At 66.1% G+C, this 22,800-nt stretch carries 17 protein-coding genes and 1 pseudogene; 6 read left to right on the plus strand and 12 right to left on the minus strand.

Annotation, left to right across the window (positions count from 1 at the left end):
* Positions 1 to 72: 72 nt before the first annotated feature.
* Together ompR and EDC62_RS01450 are read left to right on the plus strand one after the other, a co-directional pair.
* The gene (gene ompR, locus EDC62_RS01445; protein WP_124219655.1) at positions 73 to 798 is read left to right on the plus strand and encodes an osmolarity response regulator transcription factor OmpR; all 726 of its coding nucleotides are present in this window, start codon (positions 73 to 75) and stop codon (positions 796 to 798) included.
* Entirely contained in the window at positions 788 to 2,215 is a 1,428-nt protein-coding gene (locus tag EDC62_RS01450) for a sensor histidine kinase (protein WP_124219657.1), read from the plus strand. The genes ompR and EDC62_RS01450 overlap by 11 nt, the downstream gene beginning before the upstream one ends.
* On the opposite strand, the gene ispF is transcribed toward EDC62_RS01450, so the two are convergent.
* Together ispF and ispD are read right to left on the minus strand one after the other, a co-directional pair.
* Positions 2,190 to 2,684 (minus strand): 2-C-methyl-D-erythritol 2,4-cyclodiphosphate synthase, encoded by a 495-nt coding sequence (ispF, locus tag EDC62_RS01455; protein WP_211330918.1) that lies wholly within the window; start codon positions 2,682 to 2,684, stop codon positions 2,190 to 2,192. The genes EDC62_RS01450 and ispF overlap by 26 nt on opposite strands.
* Positions 2,685 to 2,713: 29 nt before the next feature.
* Positions 2,714 to 3,415 carry a 2-C-methyl-D-erythritol 4-phosphate cytidylyltransferase gene (gene ispD, locus EDC62_RS01460; RefSeq protein ID WP_124219660.1) on the minus strand — a complete coding sequence of 234 codons (702 nt, stop codon included), beginning with the start codon at positions 3,413 to 3,415 and terminating at the stop codon, positions 2,714 to 2,716.
* A gap of 106 nt (positions 3,416 to 3,521) precedes the next feature.
* Between ispD and mfd the strand changes: the two genes are divergently transcribed.
* Positions 3,522 to 6,998 carry a transcription-repair coupling factor gene (gene mfd / locus EDC62_RS01465; protein WP_124219663.1) on the plus strand — a complete coding sequence of 1,159 codons (3,477 nt, stop codon included), beginning with the start codon at positions 3,522 to 3,524 and terminating at the stop codon, positions 6,996 to 6,998.
* Positions 6,999 to 7,007: 9 nt separating this feature from the next.
* On the plus strand, positions 7,008 to 7,742 hold the full coding sequence (gene serB / locus EDC62_RS01470) for a phosphoserine phosphatase SerB (RefSeq protein WP_124219665.1): 735 nt from the start codon (positions 7,008 to 7,010) through the stop codon (positions 7,740 to 7,742).
* Here serB and EDC62_RS01475 read toward each other — a convergent pair.
* The 9 genes and pseudogenes from EDC62_RS01475 to EDC62_RS01520 all read right to left on the minus strand — a co-directional run bounded on the left by EDC62_RS01475 (position 7,733) and on the right by EDC62_RS01520 (position 19,921).
* Positions 7,733 to 10,570: an EAL domain-containing protein gene (locus tag EDC62_RS01475; protein ID WP_124219667.1), complete on the minus strand. Its 2,838-nt coding sequence runs from the start codon at positions 10,568 to 10,570 to the stop codon at positions 7,733 to 7,735. The genes serB and EDC62_RS01475 overlap by 10 nt on opposite strands.
* Positions 10,567 to 11,562: pseudogene (locus EDC62_RS01485) on the minus strand (phosphate/phosphite/phosphonate ABC transporter substrate-binding protein). Before EDC62_RS01485 ends, EDC62_RS01475 begins: the two are co-directional and overlap by 4 nt.
* Entirely contained in the window at positions 11,492 to 12,862 is a 1,371-nt protein-coding gene (locus EDC62_RS01490) for a TrpB-like pyridoxal phosphate-dependent enzyme (RefSeq protein WP_211330888.1), read from the minus strand. Before EDC62_RS01490 ends, EDC62_RS01485 begins: the two are co-directional and overlap by 71 nt.
* A gap of 114 nt (positions 12,863 to 12,976) precedes the next feature.
* On the minus strand, positions 12,977 to 13,939 hold the full coding sequence (locus EDC62_RS01495) for an NAD(P)H-dependent flavin oxidoreductase (RefSeq protein WP_124219674.1): 963 nt from the start codon (positions 13,937 to 13,939) through the stop codon (positions 12,977 to 12,979).
* Positions 13,940 to 14,021: 82 nt separating this feature from the next.
* Positions 14,022 to 15,812 (minus strand): acyl-CoA dehydrogenase, encoded by a 1,791-nt coding sequence (locus EDC62_RS01500; RefSeq protein WP_124219677.1) that lies wholly within the window; start codon positions 15,810 to 15,812, stop codon positions 14,022 to 14,024.
* Positions 15,813 to 15,894: 82 nt separating this feature from the next.
* Positions 15,895 to 16,833: an electron transfer flavoprotein subunit alpha/FixB family protein gene (locus EDC62_RS01505; RefSeq protein WP_124219680.1), complete on the minus strand. Its 939-nt coding sequence runs from the start codon at positions 16,831 to 16,833 to the stop codon at positions 15,895 to 15,897.
* Positions 16,834 to 16,873: 40 nt separating this feature from the next.
* Positions 16,874 to 17,629 carry an electron transfer flavoprotein subunit beta/FixA family protein gene (locus EDC62_RS01510; protein ID WP_124219682.1) on the minus strand — a complete coding sequence of 252 codons (756 nt, stop codon included), beginning with the start codon at positions 17,627 to 17,629 and terminating at the stop codon, positions 16,874 to 16,876.
* Positions 17,630 to 17,822: 193 nt separating this feature from the next.
* Positions 17,823 to 19,106, minus strand: coding sequence for a mechanosensitive ion channel family protein (locus tag EDC62_RS01515; protein ID WP_124219685.1), 1,284 nt, complete (start codon positions 19,104 to 19,106; stop codon positions 17,823 to 17,825).
* Complete coding sequence (locus EDC62_RS01520; RefSeq protein ID WP_124219687.1) at positions 19,103 to 19,921, minus strand: enoyl-CoA hydratase; 819 nt, start codon at positions 19,919 to 19,921, stop codon at positions 19,103 to 19,105. Before EDC62_RS01520 ends, EDC62_RS01515 begins: the two co-directional genes overlap by 4 nt.
* Positions 19,922 to 20,091: 170 nt before the next feature.
* On the opposite strand from EDC62_RS01520, the gene EDC62_RS01525 reads away from it, so the two are divergent.
* The gene (locus tag EDC62_RS01525) at positions 20,092 to 20,583 is read left to right on the plus strand and encodes a DsrE family protein (RefSeq protein WP_211330889.1); all 492 of its coding nucleotides are present in this window, start codon (positions 20,092 to 20,094) and stop codon (positions 20,581 to 20,583) included.
* A 213-nt stretch (positions 20,584 to 20,796) separates the two neighbouring features.
* Here EDC62_RS01525 and EDC62_RS01530 read toward each other — a convergent pair whose 3' ends face one another.
* Entirely contained in the window at positions 20,797 to 21,702 is a 906-nt protein-coding gene (locus tag EDC62_RS01530; protein WP_124221066.1) for a histone deacetylase family protein, read from the minus strand.
* A gap of 88 nt (positions 21,703 to 21,790) precedes the next feature.
* Here EDC62_RS01530 and EDC62_RS01535 point away from each other — a divergent pair, with 88 nt between their 5' ends.
* Positions 21,791 to 22,711, plus strand: a complete 921-nt coding sequence (locus tag EDC62_RS01535) for an AAA family ATPase (RefSeq protein WP_124219691.1) — start codon at positions 21,791 to 21,793, stop codon at positions 22,709 to 22,711.
* The last annotated feature ends 89 nt before the right edge of the window (positions 22,712 to 22,800 follow it).

Below are 22,800 nucleotides of genomic sequence, written 5' to 3' on the forward strand. Positions count from 1 at the left end.
ATCGGGCCCAAAACCGCGGGGCTGCCCGCAAAATCGGCGCTGTTACAAATTTCGCCCGCGGAGAACACCCCGATGAACACGACCAGCCGCCCCGACAAGATCGTCATCGTCGATGACGATGCCCGCATCCGAGATTTGCTCCGTCGCTACTTGGCGCAGGAGGGCTTCGAAGTCATCGTCGCCGAGGACGGCAAGGCGCTCAATCGCCTCTTGCTGCGGGAGACGGTCGACCTGATCGTGCTCGACCTGATGATGCCCGGCGAAGACGGCCTGTCCATCTGCCGGCGGATGCGCGCGGCCAACGACCGCACACCGATCATCATGCTGACCGCCAAAGGCGAGGATGTGGATCGCATCGTCGGCCTCGAAGTCGGCGCCGACGACTATCTCGGCAAGCCCTTCAACCCGCGCGAGTTGCTCGCACGCATCCACGCGGTTCTGCGGCGGCGTCCGGTGATGGAGGCCCCCGGCGCGCCCTCGAGTGAGAACGAGGTCGTGCAGTTTGGCCCCTACACCCTCGACCTCGGGGCGCGCCAACTGCGCAAGAACGGCGAAGACATCCCCTTGACGACCGGTGAATTCGCGATGCTCAAGGCCTTGGTCCGTCACCCGCGGCAGCCCCTGTCCCGTGAAAAGCTCGCGCAGCTCGCGCGCGGCCGCGAATTCGAGCCCTTTGACCGCAGTCTCGACGTGCAGATCTCGCGGCTGCGCAAACTCATCGAGCCCGACCCGGCTTCGCCGCGCTTCATCCAGACGGTCTGGGGCGTGGGCTATGTCTTCGTCCCGGATGCGAGCTGAACGCCGACCCTCCGGCGCCCAGAGCGGACCTGTCTCCGCGGTTGCGCCGCTCGGGACGGCACCGGCGCCCCTCGAAGCGCGCCAGCGCCGACGCGCCCGCTTCGAACTCAGCCTGTTCTGGCGAACCTTCATCATGCTCGCCCTGCTGCTCGTCGGCAGCAGCGTGGCGTGGATGCAAACCTTTCGCGCGTTTGAGTATGAGCCGCGCGCTGTCCTCGCGGCGCAGCAAGTCGCCTCGCTGGTCAACCTCACGCGCGCGGCGCTGGTCCACTCCGACGGAATTGCCCGGCTGTCGCTGATCAAAGAGCTGGCCACGCGCGAAGGCGTGCGCATCGTCCCGCGCGAGCCCAACGACCGCTACACACCCTACCGTGGCGACGCGATGGAGGAGCGGATCGCGCGCGAGCTCGGCGCGCGCCTCGGCAGCGGCACCCTGGTTGCCAGTTCCGTCAACGGCGAAAGCGGCCTTTGGGTCGGCTTTGACATCGATGGCGATGCCTATTGGCTGCTGATGGACCCCGCCCGTCTGCGCCCCGTGGGTGGCGAGACCTGGCTCATCTGGCTTGCCACCGCAGCGGCGCTGTCGCTGCTCGGCGCTGCCTTCATCGCGCGGCTCATCAACCAGCCGCTCAAAAAACTCTCCTTTGCCGCCAGCCGCGTGCGCGACGGCGACTTCGATGCGAGCCACCTCGACGAGCGGGCCGTCACCAGCGAAATCCGCGAGGTCAATATCGGCTTCAACCGCATGGCGGCGCAATTGGCCAAGATCGAACAGGATCGCGCCGTGATGCTCGCTGGTATTTCCCACGACCTGCGCACACCGCTTGCGCGCCTGCGCCTCGAAGCCGAAATGAGCGTCGCCGACCCCGATGCGCGTGAGCACATGATCGCCGACATCGCCCAACTCGACGCGATCATCGACAAATTCCTGGAATACGCCCGTCCGGGACAGGCCGAGTTGCGCCCAGTGTCCCTGTCCGAGATCGTCGAAGCCTGCATCTATCCCTTCAAGGACGCCGCTGACATATCGATCGATCTGGACATCCCCGCCGGGATCCGCGTCATGGCCGATGAAGTCGAACTCGCGCGCGTGCTCTCCAACCTCATCGAGAACGCCCGCCGCTATGGCAAATCACCCGAAACCGGCATCGCGCGGGTCGACATCGGCGCACGCGTCAAAGACGATGAAATCCACATCAAGGTGCGCGATCACGGCATGGGCGTCGCGCCCGAACTCCTCGATAAACTGACCAAGCCCTTTTTCAGGGGCGATGCCGCCCGCACCGCCGCCACGGGCGCTGGTCTGGGTTTGTCCATCGTCGCCAAGACCGTCGAACGCATGGGTGGGCGCTTTTCGCTCAAAAACAGCAGCACCGGCGGCCTGGCGGCCTTCATCGTGCTGCATCGCGCAGCCTAACCAGGAGCGCCACCGCACGGGCCTCGATCGCGGCGCCCTGCCCCACGGGGCCAAGGCGTTCGGCGGTCTTGGCCTTGATGTTCACTTGGGCCGATTCAACGCCGAGGGCCCGCGCGAGGGCGACCGTCATCGCCGGGATGTGGGGGGCAAGCCTTGGGCTCTGGGCCACCACCGTGCTGTCCACGTTTGCGACCCGCCAGCCTGCCTGCAACGCGCGGCGCACGGCCTCAGCCAGCAGCACGGCCGAATCGGCCCCTTGGAACCGGGCGTCGTCGTCGGGGAAGTGCCGACCGATGTCGCCAAGGCCTGCGGCGCCCAGCACCGCATCGGTCACCGCGTGGAACAACACATCGGCGTCCGAGTGGCCCAACAGGCCCATCGCATGGGGAATCTCAACCCCGCCGATGACCAAACGCCGCCCCGGCACCAGCGCGTGCACATCCCAGCCCTCGCCGATGCGGATGTTCAAGGCCGCCGCAGCCATTTCGTCATCGCTCATCACGCCAGACTCCGCAGCAAGGCCCGCGCCAGAACGAAGTCCTGCGGGTAGGTCAATTTGATGTTCCATGGGCTTCCCGGCACGAGACGCGGCCGCAAACCCAAGCCCTCGAGCGCGCGGGCCTCGTCGGTGACCCCGACGAAAGCCGGCGCCCGGGCGGCCAAAGCCCGATGCAACAAGCCCAGGCGCGCCATTTGAGGCGTCTGCGCGAGCCACTTGTCACTGCGCTCGATCGTTTCGGCCGCGCGGCCTTCGACCGAACGCTTGAGGGTATCGGCAACCGGCAACGCCAGTAAGCCACCGACCGGGTCGTCGATGCAAGCATCGATCAGCGCCTCGACCAAGGCCGGCGCCACCAGACAGCGCGCCGCATCATGCACCAGCACCCAATCCGCAGGATCCGCCCCGCTCTCTAGCAGCCGCTCGACCCCATTGAATACCGACTGGGCCCGGCTCACGCCCCCGCAGTCCGCCACTTCGACCCTGGCATCGGGCACCGGCAAGAAACCATCCCCCGGCGCGACCACCACGAGAATGCGCGCAAGCCGCGGCACCGCCAAGAGCGCATCGAGGGTATGCATGACCACCGGCCGCCCTTCCAGGTCGGCGTACTGCTTGGGCCCGTTCGCTTGCGCCCGCAGGCCCACGCCCGCACAGGGAACCAGCGCATGAAGACGGGGAATCGGTGCGGTTTCGGTCATGAGAGGGCAGCGGCGCGGAACTTGCCATTCTAAAATCCCGGACGCACCCCCGGCCTACCCTTGGGCCGGGGGTGTTCGTTCTGGGCACCACCCGCCCACCGCACGCATGGAACTACCCAAACTCACCCCCGCGCGTCGTTACACGATGCCCCAGCCCGCCGCGTCGGCCGACAGTCTGCTGCTTGCCGAGCTGTCGCGCCGCGCGCGCACCGACGGGCGCCCCGTCGCCATCGTGACGGCTCAAGCGACCGACGCGGTTCGGCTGATCGAGGAACTGGCCTTCTTCGCGCCCGAGTTGCGCTGCGCCCTCTTCCCCGATTGGGAAACGCTGCCCTACGACAGCTTTTCGCCGCACCAAGACCTGATCTCCGAGCGACTCGCAACGCTTTGGCGCATTCAGCAGCGCGATCGGGAGCAAGGCGCCGACGTGATCGTGGTTCCTGCATCGACCGCGCTCTACCGCCTCGCGCCGCCCTCATTCCTGGCGGCCTACACCTTTCACTTCAAGGTTGGGCAACGGCTCGATGCGCAGGCGCTCAAGAGCCAATTGACGCTGGCAGGCTACAACCATGTCACCCAAGTCGTCAGCCCCGGTGAATATGCCGTGCGCGGCGGCCTGATCGATCTGTTTCCGATGGGCTCACCCATGCCCTATCGGATCGACCTCTTCGACGACGAGATCGACTCCATTCGCAGCTTCGACCCCGACAGCCAGCGCAGCCTCTACCCCGTACCCGAAGTGCGGCTGCTGCCCGGCCGCGAATTCCCCATGGACGAGGCTGCGCGCAGCCGATTTCGGCAGCGTTGGCGAGAATTCCTCGAAGGCGACCCAACTCGCAGCCGCATCTACAAAGACATCGGCAACGGCGTAGCCAGCGCCGGTATCGAGTATTACCTGCCGCTGTTCTTCGAAGAAACCGCCACCGTCTTCGATTACCTCGGATCGGACGCCACGCTGGTGCTGCACGGCGACCTCGAGGCGGCTTTTGCGCAGTTCTGGCAAGACACCCGCGAACGCTACCGCCTGCTTCAAGGCGATCCTGAGCGCCCGATCCTGCCGCCAGAAGCCCTGTTCCTGACGCAGGAAGCCTTCTACACCGCAGCCAAAAACCTGCCCCAGTTGGCGCTGCGACCGACCGAGCAGGACGCCGCGGCGCATCCCTGGCTGGCTCCCCTGCCTGAGCTCGCCGTGCAGCGCGGCGCCGACGAGCCGTTGGCACGCCTGCAGACCCACCTGCGCACCACGCCCGCGCGCGCGCTGCTGCTGGCCGAAAGCGACGGTCGGCGCGAAAGCCTGCTCGATTTCCTGCGCAACGCGGGCGTCTCGCCGCCCGCGTTCGACAGTTTGGCTGAGTTCGAAGCCAGCGACGAGCCGCTGGGGATCGCCACCGGCGCGCTGCAAGCGGGCTTTGCCTGGATCGAACGCGGGCTGGAATTCATCACCGAGACCGAGCTCTTCGCCGCCGCCCCCAGCGTGCGCCGGCGCAAGAAGCAGGAGCAGGTCAGCGACGTCGACGCGCTCATCAAAGACCTCTCCGAGCTCAACATGGGCGACCCCGTGGTACACAGCGCTCACGGCATCGGCCGCTACCGCGGGCTGGTGAGCCTGGACCTGGGCGAGAAGAACCCCGACGGCAGCCCCGCGCTGCAGGAGTTTTTACACCTCGAGTACGCCGACAAGGCCGTGCTCTATGTGCCGGTGAGCCAGTTGCAACTGGTCAGCCGCTACACGGGCGTGAGCGCCGACGAGGCGCCGCTGCACAAGCTCGGTAGCGGCCAGTGGGAGCGCGCCAAGCGCAAGGCCGCCGAGCAGGTGCGCGACACCGCGGCCGAACTGCTCAACATCTACGCACGGCGCGCCGCACGCGAAGGCCATGCCTTCCGCTTCAGCGCGCACGACTACGAGCAGTTCGCCGCCGACTTCGGCTTCGAAGAAACCGCCGATCAAAAAGCGGCGATTCATGCCGTCATTCAGGACATGATCAGTCCGCGGCCCATGGACCGCCTGGTCTGCGGCGACGTGGGCTTTGGCAAGACCGAGGTCGCGCTGCGCGCGGCCTTCGTCGCCGTCACCGGCGGCAAACAGGTGGCGTTTCTCGCCCCCACCACGCTGCTGGCCGAGCAGCACTACCAGACGCTGGCCGACCGCTTCGCGAAGTGGCCCGTGAAAGTGGCCGAGGTCTCGCGCTTTCGCTCGACCAAAGAAGTCCATGCAACCCTCAAGGGGCTGGCCGACGGAACGGTGGACATCGTCGTCGGCACGCACAAGCTGCTCAGCGCCTCGACGAAGTTTCACAACCTCGGCCTGCTCATCATCGACGAAGAACACCGCTTCGGCGTGCGCCACAAGGAGCAGATGAAAGCCTTGCGCGCCGAGGTCGACGTGCTGACGCTGACCGCTACGCCGATTCCGCGCACCCTGGGCATGGCGCTCGAAGGCATGCGCGACCTCTCGGTCATTGCCACCGCGCCCCAGCGGCGTCTGGCGATCAAGACCTTCGTGCGCAACGAAGGCCAGGGCGTCATCCGCGAGGCCGTGCTGCGCGAATTGAAGCGCGGCGGCCAGGTGTATTTCCTGCACAACGAAGTCGAAACCATCGAGAACCGCCGCCAGAAGCTGCAGGAGATGCTGCCCGAAGCGCGCATCGGCGTCGCCCACGGACAAATGCCCGAGCGCGAGCTCGAGCGCGTCATGCGCGACTTCGTCGCCCAGCGCTACAACCTGCTGCTGTGCTCGACCATCATCGAAACCGGCATCGACGTGCCTACGGCCAACACCATCGTCATCAGCCGCGCCGACAAATTCGGGCTCGCGCAGCTGCACCAGTTGCGCGGGCGCGTGGGCCGCAGCCACCACCAGGCCTACGCCTACCTGCTCGTGCCCGACGTGGACGGCCTGACCAAACAGGCCGCGCAGCGGCTCGAAGCCATCCAGCAAATGGAAGAACTCGGCAGCGGCTTCTACCTGGCCATGCACGATCTGGAAATCCGTGGCGCGGGCGAGGTGCTCGGCGAGAGCCAAAGCGGCAACATGATGGAGATCGGCTTTCAGCTCTACAACGAGATGCTCGCCGAAGCGGTGCGCAGCCTGAAAGCCGGCAAAGAGCCCGACCTGCTCGCACCGCTGTCGGCGACTACCGACATCAACCTGCACGCGCCCGCTCTGCTGCCCGAGAGCTATTGTGGCGACGTGCACCTGCGGCTCTCGTTCTACAAAAAGCTCGCCACCGCCAAGACCAACGAACAGATCGATGGCCTGCTCGAAGAAATGGTGGACCGCTTTGGCAAGCTGCCCCCGCCCGCGCAGACGCTCATCGATGTGCATCGGCTGCGGGTGCTCTCGGCCCCCTACGGCGTCGCCAAGGTGGACGCAGCGCCAAGCGTGATCACCATCAGCTTTCGGCCCAACCCGCCGATCGAGGCGCTGCGCATCATCGAATTGATTCAGAAGAACCGCCACATCAAGCTTGCCGGCAATGAAAAGCTGCGCATCGAGCGCGCCCTGCCCGACGCAACAGCCCGCGCGCAGATGGTGCGTGACGTGCTGCGCGCGCTCGGCACCCCGACCCCCGTGACCGCCTGAGTCTCTGCCATGAACCCTGAAACCGAACTCTCGCCGGGTCTGTTCGTGCGCGGCATCACGCCGCCGCTGCGACTGCCCGACTACCGCCTCATCGCCTTCGACATGGACTCCACGCTGATCGACATCGAGTGCGTGGACGAAATCGCCGATGCCGTTGGACGCAAGGCCGAAGTCGCCGCCATCACCGAAGCGGCGATGCGCGGCGAAATCGCCGACTACAAGGAAAGCCTGCGCCGGCGCGTGGCGCTGCTCGAGGGCGTCACGACCGCGCAGCTCGAACAAATCTATCGCCACCGGCTACAGATCAACCCCGGTGCCGATGAACTGGTGCACGCGTGCCGCGAAGCAGGCTTGCGCACGCTGCTGGTCTCCGGCGGTTTCACCTTCTTTGCCGAGCGGGTGCAGCGACGCTTGCAGCTCGACGAGACGCGCAGCAATCTGCTCGAAATCCGGGACGGCAAGCTCACCGGCCGCCTGCTCGACCAGCCCTGGGGCGACATTTGCGACGGAGCGGAAAAGCGCCGGGCCGTGCTCGAGACCTGCGCGCGCATCGGCTGCACGCCCGAACAGGCCATCGCGGTCGGCGACGGCGCCAACGACCTCGAGATGATGGCGGCCGTGGGCTTGTCGGTGGCTTACCGTGCCAAACCGCGGGTGCGGGCCCAGGCCAAGGTGGCGATCGACATCGGCGGGCTCGACCGCTTGCTCGAGATCTTCGCCCCGCCCGAAGGGCGCTACGCCTGATCGTCTCCAAGCGCCGCATCCGGGGCGCCCGCGTGCAAGACCTCGATCTGCAGCCGCGCCAGCAGTTCGAGGACGCGGTCCTTGAGCGCCAATAGCTCGAGCCCGAGCTGTGCCGCGGTCTCTTTCTGCCCGGATGCGGCTGCAGCCACCAACGCCCGCCCGACACGGTGAACCTCGGCGTGTACGGGCTCGAGCGCTCGATAGGCGGGCAGCGCCCCATAGCGACGCCGGCCGTGGGTGTCGTACCAATGGCCGAGGCGGCAGGCATGATGATCGACCAGCTCCTCGTGGCCCAGCCGCACCGGCGCGCCGTCGAGCGTCGCCAGCACCGTGCGTATCCAGCGCAGGTGGTCGTATTGCGCGACCAGCAGCGGAAAGTCGCTCAATTCCCACCGCGTGTCGGCCCACAAGGCCCAGGCCGGATCGGCACGCCAGGTCTCGCGCCAGGCGAGCACCTCGGCCGCCGGCATGGGCCGGGCAATGCCATAGCCCTGGGCCAGGTCGCAACCCAAGCGCATCAGAACCACCCCTTGCTCGGCCAGCTCCACCCCTTCGGCGACGACGCGGCGGCCAAAGACGCTGCCAAGCGCGGCCACGGCTTCGATGAGCGCAAGGTCGCCCCGATCGTCGAGCAGGTCGCGCACGAAACTCTGGTCGATCTTCAGCACATCCACCGGCAAGCGCTTGAGGTAGGACAGCGACGCATAACCCGTGCCGAAGTCATCCAGCGCGACCGTCACGCCCAGCACGTGACACGCCTCGATCACCGCGACCGCGCGGGCCAGGTCGTCGATGGCGGCCGACTCGACGATCTCGATTTCCAGACTGCCCGACGGCAGGCTCGGGTGGCGCGCCAGCACGGCCCGCACATCGTCGACGAAGCGGTCGGCGGTGAAGTGGTCGGGCGCCACGTTCACCGCCACCCGGGTCTGGAAGCCCTCTGCGGCCCAGGCTTCGAGCTGCGCCAGTGCGGCTTCGAGCGCCTGCACCCCCAACTCGATGGCCAGCGGGCCCGACTCCATATAGGGCAAAAACGCCAACGGCGAGAGCAACCCGCGTTCCGGATGGCGCCACCGCGCCAAGGCTTCGAAGCCCACGACGACTCCCCGGCGCATGTCGACTTTGGGTTGGTAATGCCACTCGAACTCGCGCTGCTCGAGCGCCAGACGCACCCGATCGAGCTGTTGCCGATGCGCTTCCTGCATTTGGTCGGAAGCCACGTCGTACAGGTGCAGGCGATTGCGCCCGCTGTGCTTGGCCGCGTACATCGCCTGGTCGGCGTGGCGCAGCAAAAGATCGGGGTCGCCCGGATCGAAGGGATAGACGGTATAGCCCAACGATGCGCTGATTTCGACCGTCTCGGCACCAAGGACGAACGGCTCAGCCAAACGCTCGAGCAGCCGCTGCGCAATGGACTCCGCTTCATCGACCTGGCGCAGATCGGGGAGCACCAGCGCAAATTCATCGCCGCCGAAACGCGCCAGCGTGTCGGTGTCTCTCAAAACCTCTTGCGCACGCCGAGCGACCTGCCGCAAGAGTTCATCACCGGCCGCATGGCCCAAGCGGTCGTTCACCGGCTTGAATCGGTCCAGATCGAACAGGCACACCGCAATGAGCTGCGGCTGCCGTTCGCTGCGCGCAATCGCCTGCGCCAAGCGGTCGGAGAACAGATACCGGTTGGGCAATCCGGTCAGCGCGTCGTGCAAGGCCTGCCAATTCAGGCGCTGCTGGATTTGTTCATGCTGGGTACGATCGCGAAAGACCAGGACGCAGCCGTGCAAGACGCCCGCCTCGTCTCGAATGGGCGCGGCAGTGGCCTCGACGGGCCAGAGGGTGCCGTCGCGCGACTCGAGGCTGGCCGTCCCCGTCCGCCCGCCGATCGCGGCTCTCAAATGCAGCGCGGCGGCGACCGGGTCCGGCATGACGAGGCCCGAGGCTGGATCGACGAGACGAAAGACCTCTCGGGCCGCGCGGCCGGTCGCCTTGGAACGGCTCCATCCGGTCAAACGCTCGGCGACGGCGTTCATCTGCGTGATCTGGCCCTCGGCGTCGCAAACGATCACGGCGTCGGCAATGGCGAGCAGGGTCGCTTGGTGCAACTGCGCGAACCCTTGCCAGTGCGCGCGTGCCTCGCGCAGCGCCGCGAGGTTCGCGGCGATTTCGTCGGCCATGCGGTTGAAGTTTTCCGCGAGCGTGCGGGTCTCAGGGCTGCCCAGGACCGGCGCCCGCACCGTAGAGTCGCCCCGGAAGCGCCGCATCGCGCTGAGGATGGCGCGCAGCGCCTGCAGCGAAGAAAACAGCACCGCCGACAGCAGAACGCTGGCCGCCATCATCGCCGCGCCGATGGCCAGCATTTGCCGCTGAAATCCGAGCCAGATCGTGTTGCGCAGCCCAACAGGGTCGATCGTCAGCAGCAGTTGTCCGTAATCCACGTCACCCAAACGAACCGGCCGCGCATGAGGCTGTGCCTCGAGCCCGATCAGGGTCTCAAACCATCGCGGGTAAACCGCCGGTTCAGGAACCCCCGCCGCCTTCATCCGGCTGCGGCCGTACACCCACTCCACTTCTGCCAGCGCCGGATCCGTATCGACCAGCCGATGCATCAGCTCGCTGGCCGCTCCGTAGTCGCCCGTCACGGCGGCCTCGGCCAGCAAGGGCGCAAGCAGCTCGCCTGCCAAAGCCAGGGTGCGGGCTTGTTGCGCCTGCGCCTGCGCAGTGGCCTCGCCAAAAAACAAGGCCAAACGCAAGCCTCCCGCCAAGCCGACGGCCAGCAGCACGGCGAGCAGCAAGCGCGCCAGCAGCGGCAGCCGTGACCACAGCCGCTTCATCGTGCTCCCCCAGGCGCAGACGCCCAGAGCGCGCGGTAGACGTCGTAATCCGACTCATCCGCGCGCACGAAGGCCAGGGGGTGATCGGCCGCGAGCAAAGCCCCGGCGTCGTCGAGGATGCGTCGGCCCTCGCGGTCGGCGTCCATCGCCAAAAACGCGGCTTGCACGCGCCCGACGATGTCGCGCGGAACGCGCGGATGGACCATGACGGGAAGGTCGGGAAAGGGCGCAGACGTCCACAAAGCCCTGTAGCGGAGCCCCTACCGCAGCGCATACGCCCGCATGGCCGTGTCGTTCACCCCCGCCGCGTCGGCGGCACCACTCACCAGTTGGTGCATCGCCGCCTCCTGGTGACTCGCAAACCGTTCGACCACGCGCACACCGGCGCGGTGCAGGGCTTGCCGAGGACCGTGATAAGCCACGACCGCCTCCCGCGAGGGGAACACCACCGTCTTACCTTGCAAATCGACCAGAGAGCCCAGCGGCGACGTCGACGGCACCACGATCTGCCCGTGTATCGCTGGCCGGTTGAAACGGACCAGCACCCGCCAGCCCAACTGGCGACGTTCGGGCGTGAACAGATGGTTGGTATAGGCAAAGTCGAACGCGCCGGCGACGGTCCGCTCCGTCGTTTCGACCGCGGTCTTGCCCATCGCCAGGGTGAGAGGCACGCCGCTGCGCCTCGAGACCCATTGCAGAATGGGGTTCCAAAGCTCCGCAGTGGCCGTAACCGTGCGCTGGTTGAGCACCGCAAAACGCCAGACACGGGCCGCGGCGGGATCGGCCACCCCCGAAGCTGCTGTATGGCCCGGCCGCGCCCACGTCGCAAGCCCTGCGAGGCCACAGCCCATCATCCAGCGACGTCGGTTCATACCGCCCCACCCGCTCCCGTCCACCCCGACACGCCCCCGTATCTCGGCCTCAAACCGGTTCCGGCACGCTGGGCAAGCCCGAAAGCGCCATGGCGAGTTCCCGCTCGTCGTAGGTTTCATCTCGGAGCTCACCGGCAAAGTACTTCTGGTAAGCCGCCATGTCGAAGTGGCCATGCCCGCAGAGATTGAACAGGATGACTTCGCTTTTGCCTTCGCGCTTGCAGCGTAGGGCCTCCTCGATGGCCCCTTTCACTGCGTGGTTGGCCTCGGGCGCAGGCACGATGCCCTCGGCGCGCGCAAACAGCACACCGGCCTCGAAGCACTGGCCCTGGGTGTAGGCGGTCGCCTCCAGCAGGCCGAGTTCCTTCAGATGCGACACCAGCGGCGCCATGCCGTGGTAGCGCAGGCCACCGGCATGGAAGCCCGGCGGCGTGAAGGTGCTGCCGAGCGTGTGCATCTTGGTCAGCGGCGTCATGTGGCCGGTATCGCCAAAGTCATAGGCATATTTGCCGCGCGTGAGCGACGGGCAGGCGGCCGGCTCGACCGCGACGATGCGCGGCTTGGCACCGCCCCGCAAGCCGTGACCGATGAATGGGAAGGCGATGCCCGCAAAGTTGCTGCCGCCGCCGGTCGCACCCACGATCACATCGGGCCAGACATCGGCCATCTGCAGCTGCTCCATGGCTTCGAGGCCGATGACGGTCTGATGCAGCAGCACATGGTTGAGCACCGAGCCCAGGGCGTATTTGGTGTCCTCGCGCTGAACCGCGAGCTCGACCGCCTCAGAAATCGCAATGCCGAGGCTGCCCGGATGGTCGGGCCGTTGCGCGAGCACGCTGCGCCCATATTCGGTCTCGGTCGACGGCGAGGGCAGGCAGCGAGCGCCGTAGGTTTCCATCACCGCGCGCCGATAAGGCTTCTGGTCGTAGGACACCCGAACCTGGAACACCAAAACCTCCAACCCGAAGACGTTGCCAGCAAAGGCCAGCGACGTACCCCACTGACCGGCGCCGGTTTCGGTGGTCAGACGCTTCACGCCGGCCTGGGCGTTGTAGAACGCCTGCGGCACAGCCGTATTAGGCTTGTGGCTGCCCGCCGGGCTGACCCCTTCGTACTTGTAGAAGATCTTGGCTGGGGTGCCGAGCGCTTTTTCGAGCCGATGCGCCCGGAACAACGGGCTGGGCCGCCAAAGCCGGTAAATGTCGCGGACGGCTTCGGGAATTTCGATCTCACGCTCCGTGCTGACCTCCTGCGCAATCAGCTCCATGGGGAAGAGCGGCGCCAGGTCGTCGGGCCCGATCGGCTTCAAGGTTCCCGGATGCAGCACGGGCGGCAGGGGCTTGGGCAGGTCGGCTTGAATGTTGTACCAGAAGCGGGGCATCTGGCCTTCACCCAACAAGTATTTGGTCTGCATACTCATCGATTCGTCTCCGGTTGCACGCGCCACCATCGGCACGACATGAGTATGCCCGAGCCCGCAGCAGAAAAAAGCCGCCCGAAGGCGGCTCAAGTCGTGCTTACGGAGACGATCGGGTCAGGTGGAGGCGCACAGCCGCGCGCGGGCTTCGGCGTATTCGCGCTTGAAACGCTCGACCAGCGTGGCCGCGGGCACGACCTCGTTGATCGCTCCGATGCCCTGACCGCTGCCCCAGATGTCCTTCCAGGCTTTGGCTTCGCCGCCACCGCCAAAGTTCATCTTGCTTGGGTCGGCTTCGGGCAGGTGCTCGGGATCCATACCGGCATTGCGGATGCTGCCCTTGAGGTAGTTGCCGTGGACACCGGTGAAGTAATTGGTGTAGACGATGTCGTCCGAATTGCTCTCGCAGATCATCTGCTTGTAGCCCTCGGATGCCCGGGCCTCGTGCGTGGCGATGAAGGCCGAGCCCACATAAGCAAAGTCCGCGCCCATGGCCTGCGCGGCCAGAATCGCTCCGCCGCTGGCAATCGACCCCGAGAGCGCCAGCGGCCCGTCGAACCACTGCCGAATCTCCTGCACCATCGCAAACGGGCTCTTGACGCTGGCATGGCCGCCCGCGCCTGCGGCGACCGCGATCAGCCCGTCGGCGCCCTTCTCGATGGCCTTGTGCGCGAACACGTTGCTGATGATGTCGTGCAGAACCACGCCGCCCCAGCCATGCACGGCCTGGTTCACGTCCTCACGGGCCCCCAGGCTGGTGATGATGATGGGCACCTTGTATTTGGCGCAGACCGCCATGTCGTGCTCGAGCCGGTCATTGCTCTTGTGCACGATCTGGTTGATCGCAAACGGCGCGGCGGGCCGGTCGGGGTGGGCGCGGTTGTGGGCCTCGATCCCCTCGGTGATTTCGGCGAGCCATTCGTCGAGCTGCGAGGCTGGCCGCGCGTTGAGCGCCGGCATCGAGCCCACGATGCCCGAGGTGCATTGCGCAATGACGAGCTTGGGGTTGCTGATGATGAACAGCGGCGAGCCGATCACCGGAAACGGAACGCGCTGCAAGACGGCGGGAAGTCGGGACATGGTGGCAGTCTCCAAAGAATGATGAATGAATCAGGCGCCCCGCCCGCGTAAAACGGCGTCGAAGCGCTCTTGTTTTTGAAGTTCAGAAGGCGTCGACCGGCAGCGCCGTCACGTTTGCGGCGCCTTCGAGGATGGCCACACGCTGGGCCAGCGTGCGTGTGAGGATGTGGTCGGCGTAGAAACGGGCCGTCACGATCTTGGCCGCCATGAACGCGGCATCATGACCCGCTGCCGCTTCCTGCTGCGCCACCAGCAGGGAGCGCGCCAGTTGCCAGCCCGCCATCAGGTTTCCAGCGAGCATGAGATAGGGAACGCTGCCCGCATAGGCGGCGTTCGGATTCCCCTTGGCCTGGGCGACCATGAAGTCAACGACTTCGAGGAAGGCTTCCCGCGCGTCCTTGAGCCGCCGCGCCACGGCGACCGCATCGGCGCTGCCGTTGTGGACGAGTTGCGCCTCGGTCGCCTCGATTTGCGCGGCGATGGCGCGCGCCGTCTGGCCGCCATCGCGCACGGTCTTGCGACCCACGAGGTCGTTGGCCTGAATGGCGGTGGTGCCTTCGTAGATGGTGAGGATCTTGGCGTCGCGGTAGTACTGCGCCGCGCCGGTTTCCTCGATGAAACCCATGCCGCCATGCACCTGCACGCCGAGGCTCGTCACCTCCAGGCTCATCTCGGTGCTGTAGCCCTTGACCAGCGGCACCATGAATTCATAGAAGGCTTGGTTCTGCCGACGGGCGTCCGCATCGGGGTGGTGATGCGCAGCGTCATAAGCGGCGGCGGCGACCGTCGCCATTGCCCGGCAGCCCTCGGTCACGGCGCGCATGGTCATGAGCATGCGGCGGACATCGGGGTGATGCACGATGGGCGCACTGGCCGGGATGCTGCCGTCCACCGGGCGGCTCTGGATGCGCTCATGGGCGTAGCGCGCGGCCTTTTGATAGGCCCGCTCGGAAATCGCAATGCCCTGCACGCCCACGGCGTAGCGCGCCGCGTTCATCATGATGAACATGTATTCGAGGCCGCGGTTTTCCTCACCCACCAGGTAGCCGATGGCGCCGCCATGGTCGCCGTACTGCAACACCGCCGTCGGGCTGGCCTTGATGCCCATCTTGTGCTCGATGGACACGCAATGCACGTCGTTGCGCGCGCCCAGGCTGCCGTCGGCGTTGACCAGGAACTTCGGCACCACGAAGAGGCTGATGCCCTTGACCCCTTCCGGCGCACCCTGCACGCGCGCCAGCACCAGGTGCACGATGTTCTCGGCCATGTCGTGCTCGCCGTAGGTGATGAAGATCTTGGTGCCAAAGATCTTGTAGGTGCCGTCGGGCTGCGGTTCGGCGCGTGTGCGCACCAGCGCCAGATCGCTGCCGGCCTGGGGCTCGGTCAGGTTCATCGTGCCGGTCCATTGCCCGCTGACCAGCTTCTCCAGGTAGGTGGCCTTGAGCGCATCCGACCCAGCGGTCAGCAGCGCTTCGATGGCGCCGTCGGTCAGCAGTGGGCACAGCGCAAAGCTCATGTTGGCCGAGTTAAGCATTTCGCTGCAGGCCGAACCGATGGTCTTGGGCAGCCCTTGCCCGCCGAAATCCACCGGGTGCTGCAGGCCCTGCCAACCGCCTTCGGCGTATTGACGGTAAGCCTCCTTGAATCCCGGCGTGGTCGTGACCGCGCCGTCATGGAAAAACGAGGGATTGCGGTCGCCCTCTTGATTCAGTGGGGCCACCACGTCCTGGTTGAATCGGGCGCATTCCTCGAGCACAGCCTGTGCGGTGTCGAGACCCGCTTCCTCGAAGCCGGGCAGTTGCGCAATCTGATCGATGCGCGCGAGGTGCGCGATGTCGAACAGCATGTCCTTGAGAGGGGCGGTATAGCTCATGGTGACTCCAGGTCATTCGGATGAAGGGCTGTTGATGGCCAAAAAAAGGGCATCACATCGATGCCCTGATGTCCTTCGCTGCTCAGAGAGACTGGATGAGTTCGGGAACGGCCGTGAATAGATCCGCCTCGAGCCCATAGTCGGCGACCGAGAAAATCGGTGCCTCGGGGTCTTTGTTGATCGCGACGATGATCTTCGAATCCTTCATCCCGGCGAGGTGCTGAATGGCCCCGGAGATCCCCACCGCCACGTACAGCTCGGGCGCCACGATCTTGCCGGTCTGCCCCACCTGCCAGTCGTTGGGCGCGTAGCCTGCGTCGACCGCGGCGCGGCTGGCACCGATGGCCGCGCCGAGCTTGTCGGCCAGCGGCAGCAGCACCTCATTGAACTTCTCGGCGCTACCCAGTGCACGCCCGCCAGAAACGATGATCTTGGCCGCCGTCAAATCGGGGCGGTCATTTTGGGCGATCTCGCTGCCGAGGAAACGGCTCTTGCCCGAATCGGGAACGGCTGCAACCGACTCGACCGCGGCGCTGCCACCCGTCGCCGGTGCGGCATCGAAGCCCGTGGTGCGCACGGTGATGACCTTGACCGCATCGAGGCTTTGCACCGTGGCGATCGCGTTGCCCGCATAAATGGGCCGATCGAAAGTGTCCGGTGCATGCACACGGATGATGTCGCTGACCTGCGCCACGTCGAGCTTGGCCGCCACGCGCGGCGCGACGTTCTTGCCGCCCGCCGTCGAGGGGAACAGGATGTGGGTGTAACTGCCCGCGCCCACCACCGCCAGCACCTGTGCCGCGAGGTTTTCCGCCAGCGCATGTTCGAGCGACGGGCCGTCGGCGTGGAGCACCTTGCTCACACCGGGAATCTGGGCCGCTGCTTGGGCCGCGCCCGCAGCGTTGTAGCCAGCCACGAGCACATGGATGTCGCCGCCGCACTGGGCCGCGGCGGTGATGGTGTTGAAGGTCGCGCCGCGCAGGCCGGCGTGGTCGTGTTCGGCGATGACGAGTGTGGTCATGTTCGGTTTTCCTCTCGTTCGTGAAATGCAAAGGCGGCGGTCAGATGACCTTGGCTTCGTTCTTGAGCTTGTCGACGAGGGTGGCGACGTCCGGCACCTTCACCCCGGCGCTGCGCTTGGGCGGCTCGGAGACCTTGAGGGTCTTGAGGCGCGGCGTGACATCGACCCCAAGCGCCTCGGGCGTCACCGTATCGAGCGGCTTCTTCTTGGCCTTCATGATGTTGGGCAGCGTGACGTAGCGCGGCTCGTTGAGACGCAAATCGGTCGTGATGACGGCCGGCAGCGTGGCCTCGAGCGTCTCGAGCCCGCCATCGACCTCGCGGGTCACGCGCACGACGCCGGCGGCCGCATCGACCTCGACCTTGCTGGCAAACGTGGCCTGCGGCATGTCGGCCAGCGCAGCCAACATCTGCCCGGTCTGGTTCGCATCGTCGTCGATGGCTTGTTTGCCCAGGATCACCAGCGAGGGCTGTTCCTGGTCGACCAGCGCCTTGAGCAGCTTGGCCACCGCCAGCGGCTGCAGCTCGGCGTCGGTTTGCACCAGGATCGCGCGGTCCGCACCGATCGCCATCGCGGTGCGCAGCGTTTCCTGACATTGCGCGACTCCGCAGGAAACCACGACCACCTCGGTGGCGATGCCTTTTTCTTTCAGGCGCACGGCCTCTTCGACGGCGATCTCGTCAAACGGGTTCATGCTCATTTTGACGTTGGCGATATCGACGCCGGACTGGTCCGACTTGACGCGGACCTTGACGTTGTAATCCACGACACGCTTGACGGGAACAAGAATTTTCATGAGAGACCGCTCCGAGGATGATGCAAAGGGGTAACGCCGATGAGTTGACGTTAACGTCAATTCTACGGTTCGCCAGCGTTAGAAATAGAACGACCGTTCTATTTTTTTGATTATACGGTGCTGGAGCCCGACTTGGGGCAGGGACGGATCAGAGGCTGAGGGATGGCGCACGCGCGGCGCACGAGAAACCGGTTCAGCCGGGCCCCGGCGTCGCGGGCCGCACATGGACGACGCGCTGCGGGTAGGGGATCTCGACGCCGTGGCGGCGCAGGGACTCCAGGATCGCCATATTGATGTCCGAGCGCAAGGAAATCTGCCCGTTTTCGGGGTCGGCCAGCCAGTAGCCCAGCGTGAATTCCAGACCATCTGCGCCAAAAGCCGTCAAGGCCGCCGACGGCGGCGGATCGCGCAACACCCGGGGCTGCGCCAGCGCCGCCTCGGTGAGCAGCTTCTGGACCAGCGCGACATCGCTGTCATAGGCGACGGCAACCGTGGTCGTCGCCCAGACCTTGGGGTCTGCGAGCGTGAGGTTTTCCACCCGGCTGGTGATCAGCATCTCGTTGGGCACGATCGACTCGCGCCCGGTCAGCGAGCGGATCACCGTGTAGCGCGCCCGCACATCGGTGACGCGGCCTTCGAAGGTATCGACGCGAATCATGTCGCCGATGCGCAGGCTGCGCTCGGCCAAGATCACGAAGCCGCTGACATAGTTGGCCGCAAGCTTCTGCAAGCCAAAGCCCACCCCGACACCGATGGCGCCGCCGAGCACGGACAGCGCCGTGAGGTCGATGCCGGCCGAGGACAGCGCCAGCAACAGACCGATGAGCATCAGCGCCGCGCGCAGCGCGTTGCTCGCGGCCTTGCGCAAAGACAGGTCCGAGCCGCTCGCGCCGCGCAGCAGACGTGCCTCGATCACCGAGGACAGCCACAAGCTCAAAATCAGAACGGCACCCGCGGTCAAAGACCCTTCGAGCAAGGTCCGCAAGGACACCTTGGTCGCGCCGAGCCGCCACTGCACCTGGTCCAATTCCTCCAGCACCACGTTGAGCAAGCCGCTGGCCCACAGCACGACGCCGCCCCACGCCAACCAGGAAATACTGCGCTCGAGCAAGCGAACCCAAGGCGTCTGCCCGACCGCGACTTGCAGCACCTTGACCCCGAGCCGGATCAACACCAAAGCCAGCAAGGCCGCAAGCGCCAGATGCAAGATGGCCGGCCGCAGCCAAAGCTCCAACAACCCGCGCGCGCCGGCCGCAAAAACCAACCACAGCAGCGGAAACAAAACACCATCGACCCCATGCCGGCCGAGCAACACCGAACTGCCCGCCGAACGGAACCGCCGTGCCGAAGCGGCAACCAGCGCCCAGGCCAGCAGGCCGCCCAAGATGAGGGTACCGACCTCGACCAGTGAAGTCGGCCGGGACAGCGCCGCAAGCCAGGTATCGAAGTCCTCGAACCGCGCGGGGGCAAGCTTCATTGGGACCACAGGGGCTTACGCTTTTCGATGAAGGCTTGCACGCCTTCTTGCGCCACGGGATGGACCAGGTTGCACGCCATCGTCTGCCCGGCGAGCTGGTAAGCCGCTTCGATGCCCATCTCGCGCTGGCGGTAGAACGCCTCTTTGCCCATGGCAATCGCTTCCCGCGGCTTGGCCAGGATGGCCTGCAGCAGCGACTCGACCTCGGCATCGAGCGCTTCGGCCTCGACGACCCGGTTGACCAGCCCGCGGGCACGTGCCTCTTGCGCATCGATGAACATGCCGGTGAGCAGCATCTCCATCGCCACCTTGGCCGGCACGTTGCGCACCAGCGGCACGCTCGGCGTGGCACAGAACAGGCCGACGTCGATGCCGTTGACGCCAAAACGGGCGCCGGTGGCAGCCACCGCGAGGTCACACTGCGCGACGAGCTGACAGCCCGCCGCCGTCGCCAGCCCCTGTACCCGGGCGATCACCGGCACGGGCAGCTTCTGTATCGAGAGCATGACCCTCGAGCAGCGCGCAAACAGATCCTGGTAATACGCCGCGTCGGGGCGCGCCTTCATTTCCTTGAGGTCGTGCCCGGCACAAAACGCGCGACCCCGCGCCGCAAGGACGACGGCCCGGGCAGCCTCGTCGGCAGCCACGGCGTCCAGCGCCTGCTGCAAGGCGGCGAGCATCGCCTCGGAGAGCACGTTGAAACTGGCCGGCGTATCGAGCACCAGCGTGTGAACGCCCCGGTCATCGCGCTCGTGCTGCAGCGGAGCAGTCGGGGTGGGGCCGGCGGTGGTAGAGGCAGAGGCAGTGGAACTCATCAAAAACTCCAGACGGACGGGCAAACGGAAAACCAGTCGGCCGCCCATTTTCACCGAGAAGCGCTTGGGCAACACGCAGGTAACCACCGTCTGTGCGCGATCGCTCATCTTCGGATACTCTTACGGGTATGAACACGAAGCGCCGACTCTCCGCCTCGCCCACACCCGCCGTGAACCACGCTGACCTGCCCCGGCGCCGCATGCTCCTCGGCGCAGCCGTGGCAACGGCGACTGCGACGCCGGTTTTGAGCGCTCGGGCCGCCGCGACACCCAAACCCATAGCGGCGAACGAGGGAGGCGCGCCGCACAAGATCGTCTACCAGCTCAACAAAGCCGAAGAAGAGTACCGAGAAGCGATCTTCAACTCCGTCTCGGCGATGCTGCAGAAATATACCGACGACGTGGCAATCGCGGTCGTCGTTTGGGGCCCAGGCATCCACCTGCTTGCGAAGAACCCCAAGCGCCCGGTGTCCAAGCTCCACCAGCAGCGCGCGCGCAGTCTGGCCGAGTCCTATGGCGTGCGGTTTTTTGCCTGCGGCAACACCATGCACACCCTCGGCTGGACGGCTGCGGACATGGTGGAATACGCAACCATCGAAGACGTGGGCGCGGCCACCATCATGGAGTTGCAGGAAAAGGGCTACGCCTATCTCGCCTGGTGAAGCACCTGCGATTGCCGCAGCGTCCCAGCGCCGCTGGCTCTTGGAAGGCTAAGGCAACGCTGAAAAAGTTCCCGCGATGGTGCGCGCCCGGCCGCGGAATGGGATGCGAGGCGCAAACCGCAGCCATAGCCGCAGCTATGGCGAGGATTTGCAACGAAGCAGACCGCCCGCAGCCGGGATGCGCGGCGCGCGAGGGACTTGTTCAGCGTTGCCCTAAGGCGCCATCAAGGCACCGAGATGCGCTTCGACGCTGCGCGCCAGAGCCCCGAGCTTGTAGCCACCCTCGAGACAACTCACGATGCGCCCGCGGGCATGGCGCCGCGCGAGTTCGCGGATGCGCCAGGTGATCCAGGCGTAATCCGCCTCGACCAGTCCGAGCTGCCCCAGGTCGTCCTCGCGATGCGCGTCGAAGCCCGCGCTGATGAAAATCATCTGCGGGCGATGCGCTTCGAGCCGCGGCAGCCACATCAGCTCGATCAATTCGCGGATTTCCATGCCCCGGGTATGCGCGGGCACCGGCAAATTGACGAGGTTGGCGGCGTTGGAACGCGAGCCGCCCTCGGGGTAGAACGGGTGCTGATAAAAGCTCGCCATCAGAATCCGGTCGTCGCCGGCCACGATGTCCTCGGTTCCGTTTCCGTGGTGGACATCGAAATCGATGATGGCGACCCGGGAGAGCCCGCCGCGTTCGAGCGCATGACGCGCCGCGACCGCGATGTGGTTCACGAAACAAAAGCCCATGGCCTGCGCCCGGCCGGCGTGATGCCCGGGCGGGCGAACGGCGCAAAACGCGTTTTGAAGCTCACCGGCCAGCACGGCGTCGGTGGCCGTGATCGCCGCACCCGAACCGCGCAGGGCTGCGTCCCAGGTGTGCAGGTTGAAGGCCGTGTCAGGGTCGACATGGATGTGCTCAGGCCCCCCGGCCTCGATCTGCTCTTTGAGCTCGTCGACGAATCCGCGCAAGGCGGCGAGGTAGTAGCGGTCGTGCGCGAGCTCCAGATCGGCCAGCGAGGCGGGCGGTGCTTCGCGGTGTTCGAGCGCATCCCACACGCCGGTGGCGCGCAAGCGCGCTTCGATGGCGCTCAGCCGCGCCGGGCATTCGGGGTGGGCCGGGCCCATTTCATGCAGGCCACACGCAGGATGGGAGAAATAACCGGTTTTGGACGCCACGCGCACACCCCATAGGCTTTGCCGCTAAGCTCACGCCATGGAAATTCAAGACAAACTCAGATCGTTGCTGGATCAGCTTAACACGGTCATCGTCGGCAAGGCCGACCGCGTGCGCGACTGTGTCGCCTGCTTGCTGGCGGGCGGACATTTGCTGATCGAGGACGTCCCCGGCGTGGGCAAAACCACCCTCGCCCATGCGCTTGCGCAAAGCCTGGAGCTGCGCTTTGCGCGGGTGCAGTTCACGGCCGACCTCATGCCCAGCGATCTCACCGGGGTGTCGGTCTACGACCGCGCCCGCGAGAGCTTTGTCTTTCACCCCGGACCGATCTTTGCCCAGGTGGTGTTGGCCGACGAAATCAACCGCGCCAGCCCGCGAACGCAAAGCGCCTTGCTCGAGGCCATGGAAGAGCGGCAAGTGACGGTGGAAGGCGAGACCCGCCCTCTGCCCGACCCATTCTTCGTGATCGCGACGCAAAACCCGCTCGAGCAACTCGGCACCTACGCCCTGCCCGAGTCTCAGCTCGACCGCTTCATGATGCGGATCTCGCTCGGCTATCCCGACCGCGCTGCCGAACGCGCCTTGCTGGTCTCGGGCGACCGCCGATCGCGCCTCGCGCAGGTGCAGCCGGTGCTGACGCCGCTCGAGCTGTTGCGGCTGCAGGAACAGGTGAACGCCGTGTTCGCTTCCGACGCGCTGCTCGACTATGTGCAGGATGTGCTCGACGCCACGCGCAGCGGCCGCTGGTTTGTCGAGGGTTTGTCGCCGCGTGCGGGCGTGGCGTTGCTGCGCGCGGCCCGCGCCTGCGCACGGCTCGAGGGTCGCGACTACGTCACCCCCGACGATGTGCGCGCCATGCTGCCCAAGGTCGCTGCTCACCGTCTGCAGCCGCTGCCCGATTCGGGGCGCAGCGCGAGCGCGCAGCTTGAAGCCCTGCTGGAAGCCCTGCCGCTGGTCTGATCCTAAATCCGGCAGTTGAGCGCTTTTCGCTGAATGCAAGGTGTTGATGTTTGAACAGTTTTCGGTACGGAGGCCGTTCACCGTTTGGG

It is taken from the genome of Tibeticola sediminis (assembly GCF_003843835.1).
GTDB lineage: Bacteria > Pseudomonadota > Gammaproteobacteria > Burkholderiales > Burkholderiaceae_C > Tibeticola > Tibeticola sediminis.

Coding starts and splice junctions, on each gene's coding strand:
- ompR (WP_124219655.1), top strand. CDS start 73: ATGAACACGACCAGCCGCCCCGACAAGATCGTCATCGTCGATGACGAT.
- EDC62_RS01450 (WP_124219657.1), top strand. CDS start 788: ATGCGAGCTGAACGCCGACCCTCCGGCGCCCAGAGCGGACCTGTCTCC.
- ispD (WP_124219660.1), bottom strand. CDS start 3,415: ATGACCGAAACCGCACCGATTCCCCGTCTTCATGCGCTGGTTCCCTGT.
- mfd (WP_124219663.1), top strand. CDS start 3,522: ATGGAACTACCCAAACTCACCCCCGCGCGTCGTTACACGATGCCCCAG.
- serB (WP_124219665.1), top strand. CDS start 7,008: ATGAACCCTGAAACCGAACTCTCGCCGGGTCTGTTCGTGCGCGGCATC.
- EDC62_RS01475 (WP_124219667.1), bottom strand. CDS start 10,570: ATGAAGCGGCTGTGGTCACGGCTGCCGCTGCTGGCGCGCTTGCTGCTC.
- EDC62_RS01490 (WP_211330888.1), bottom strand. CDS start 12,862: ATGAGTATGCAGACCAAATACTTGTTGGGTGAAGGCCAGATGCCCCGC.
- EDC62_RS01495 (WP_124219674.1), bottom strand. CDS start 13,939: ATGTCCCGACTTCCCGCCGTCTTGCAGCGCGTTCCGTTTCCGGTGATC.
- EDC62_RS01500 (WP_124219677.1), bottom strand. CDS start 15,812: ATGAGCTATACCGCCCCTCTCAAGGACATGCTGTTCGACATCGCGCAC.
- EDC62_RS01505 (WP_124219680.1), bottom strand. CDS start 16,833: ATGACCACACTCGTCATCGCCGAACACGACCACGCCGGCCTGCGCGGC.
- EDC62_RS01510 (WP_124219682.1), bottom strand. CDS start 17,629: ATGAAAATTCTTGTTCCCGTCAAGCGTGTCGTGGATTACAACGTCAAG.
- EDC62_RS01515 (WP_124219685.1), bottom strand. CDS start 19,106: ATGAAGCTTGCCCCCGCGCGGTTCGAGGACTTCGATACCTGGCTTGCG.
- EDC62_RS01520 (WP_124219687.1), bottom strand. CDS start 19,921: ATGAGTTCCACTGCCTCTGCCTCTACCACCGCCGGCCCCACCCCGACT.
- EDC62_RS01530 (WP_124221066.1), bottom strand. CDS start 21,702: ATGGGCCCGGCCCACCCCGAATGCCCGGCGCGGCTGAGCGCCATCGAA.
- EDC62_RS01535 (WP_124219691.1), top strand. CDS start 21,791: ATGGAAATTCAAGACAAACTCAGATCGTTGCTGGATCAGCTTAACACG.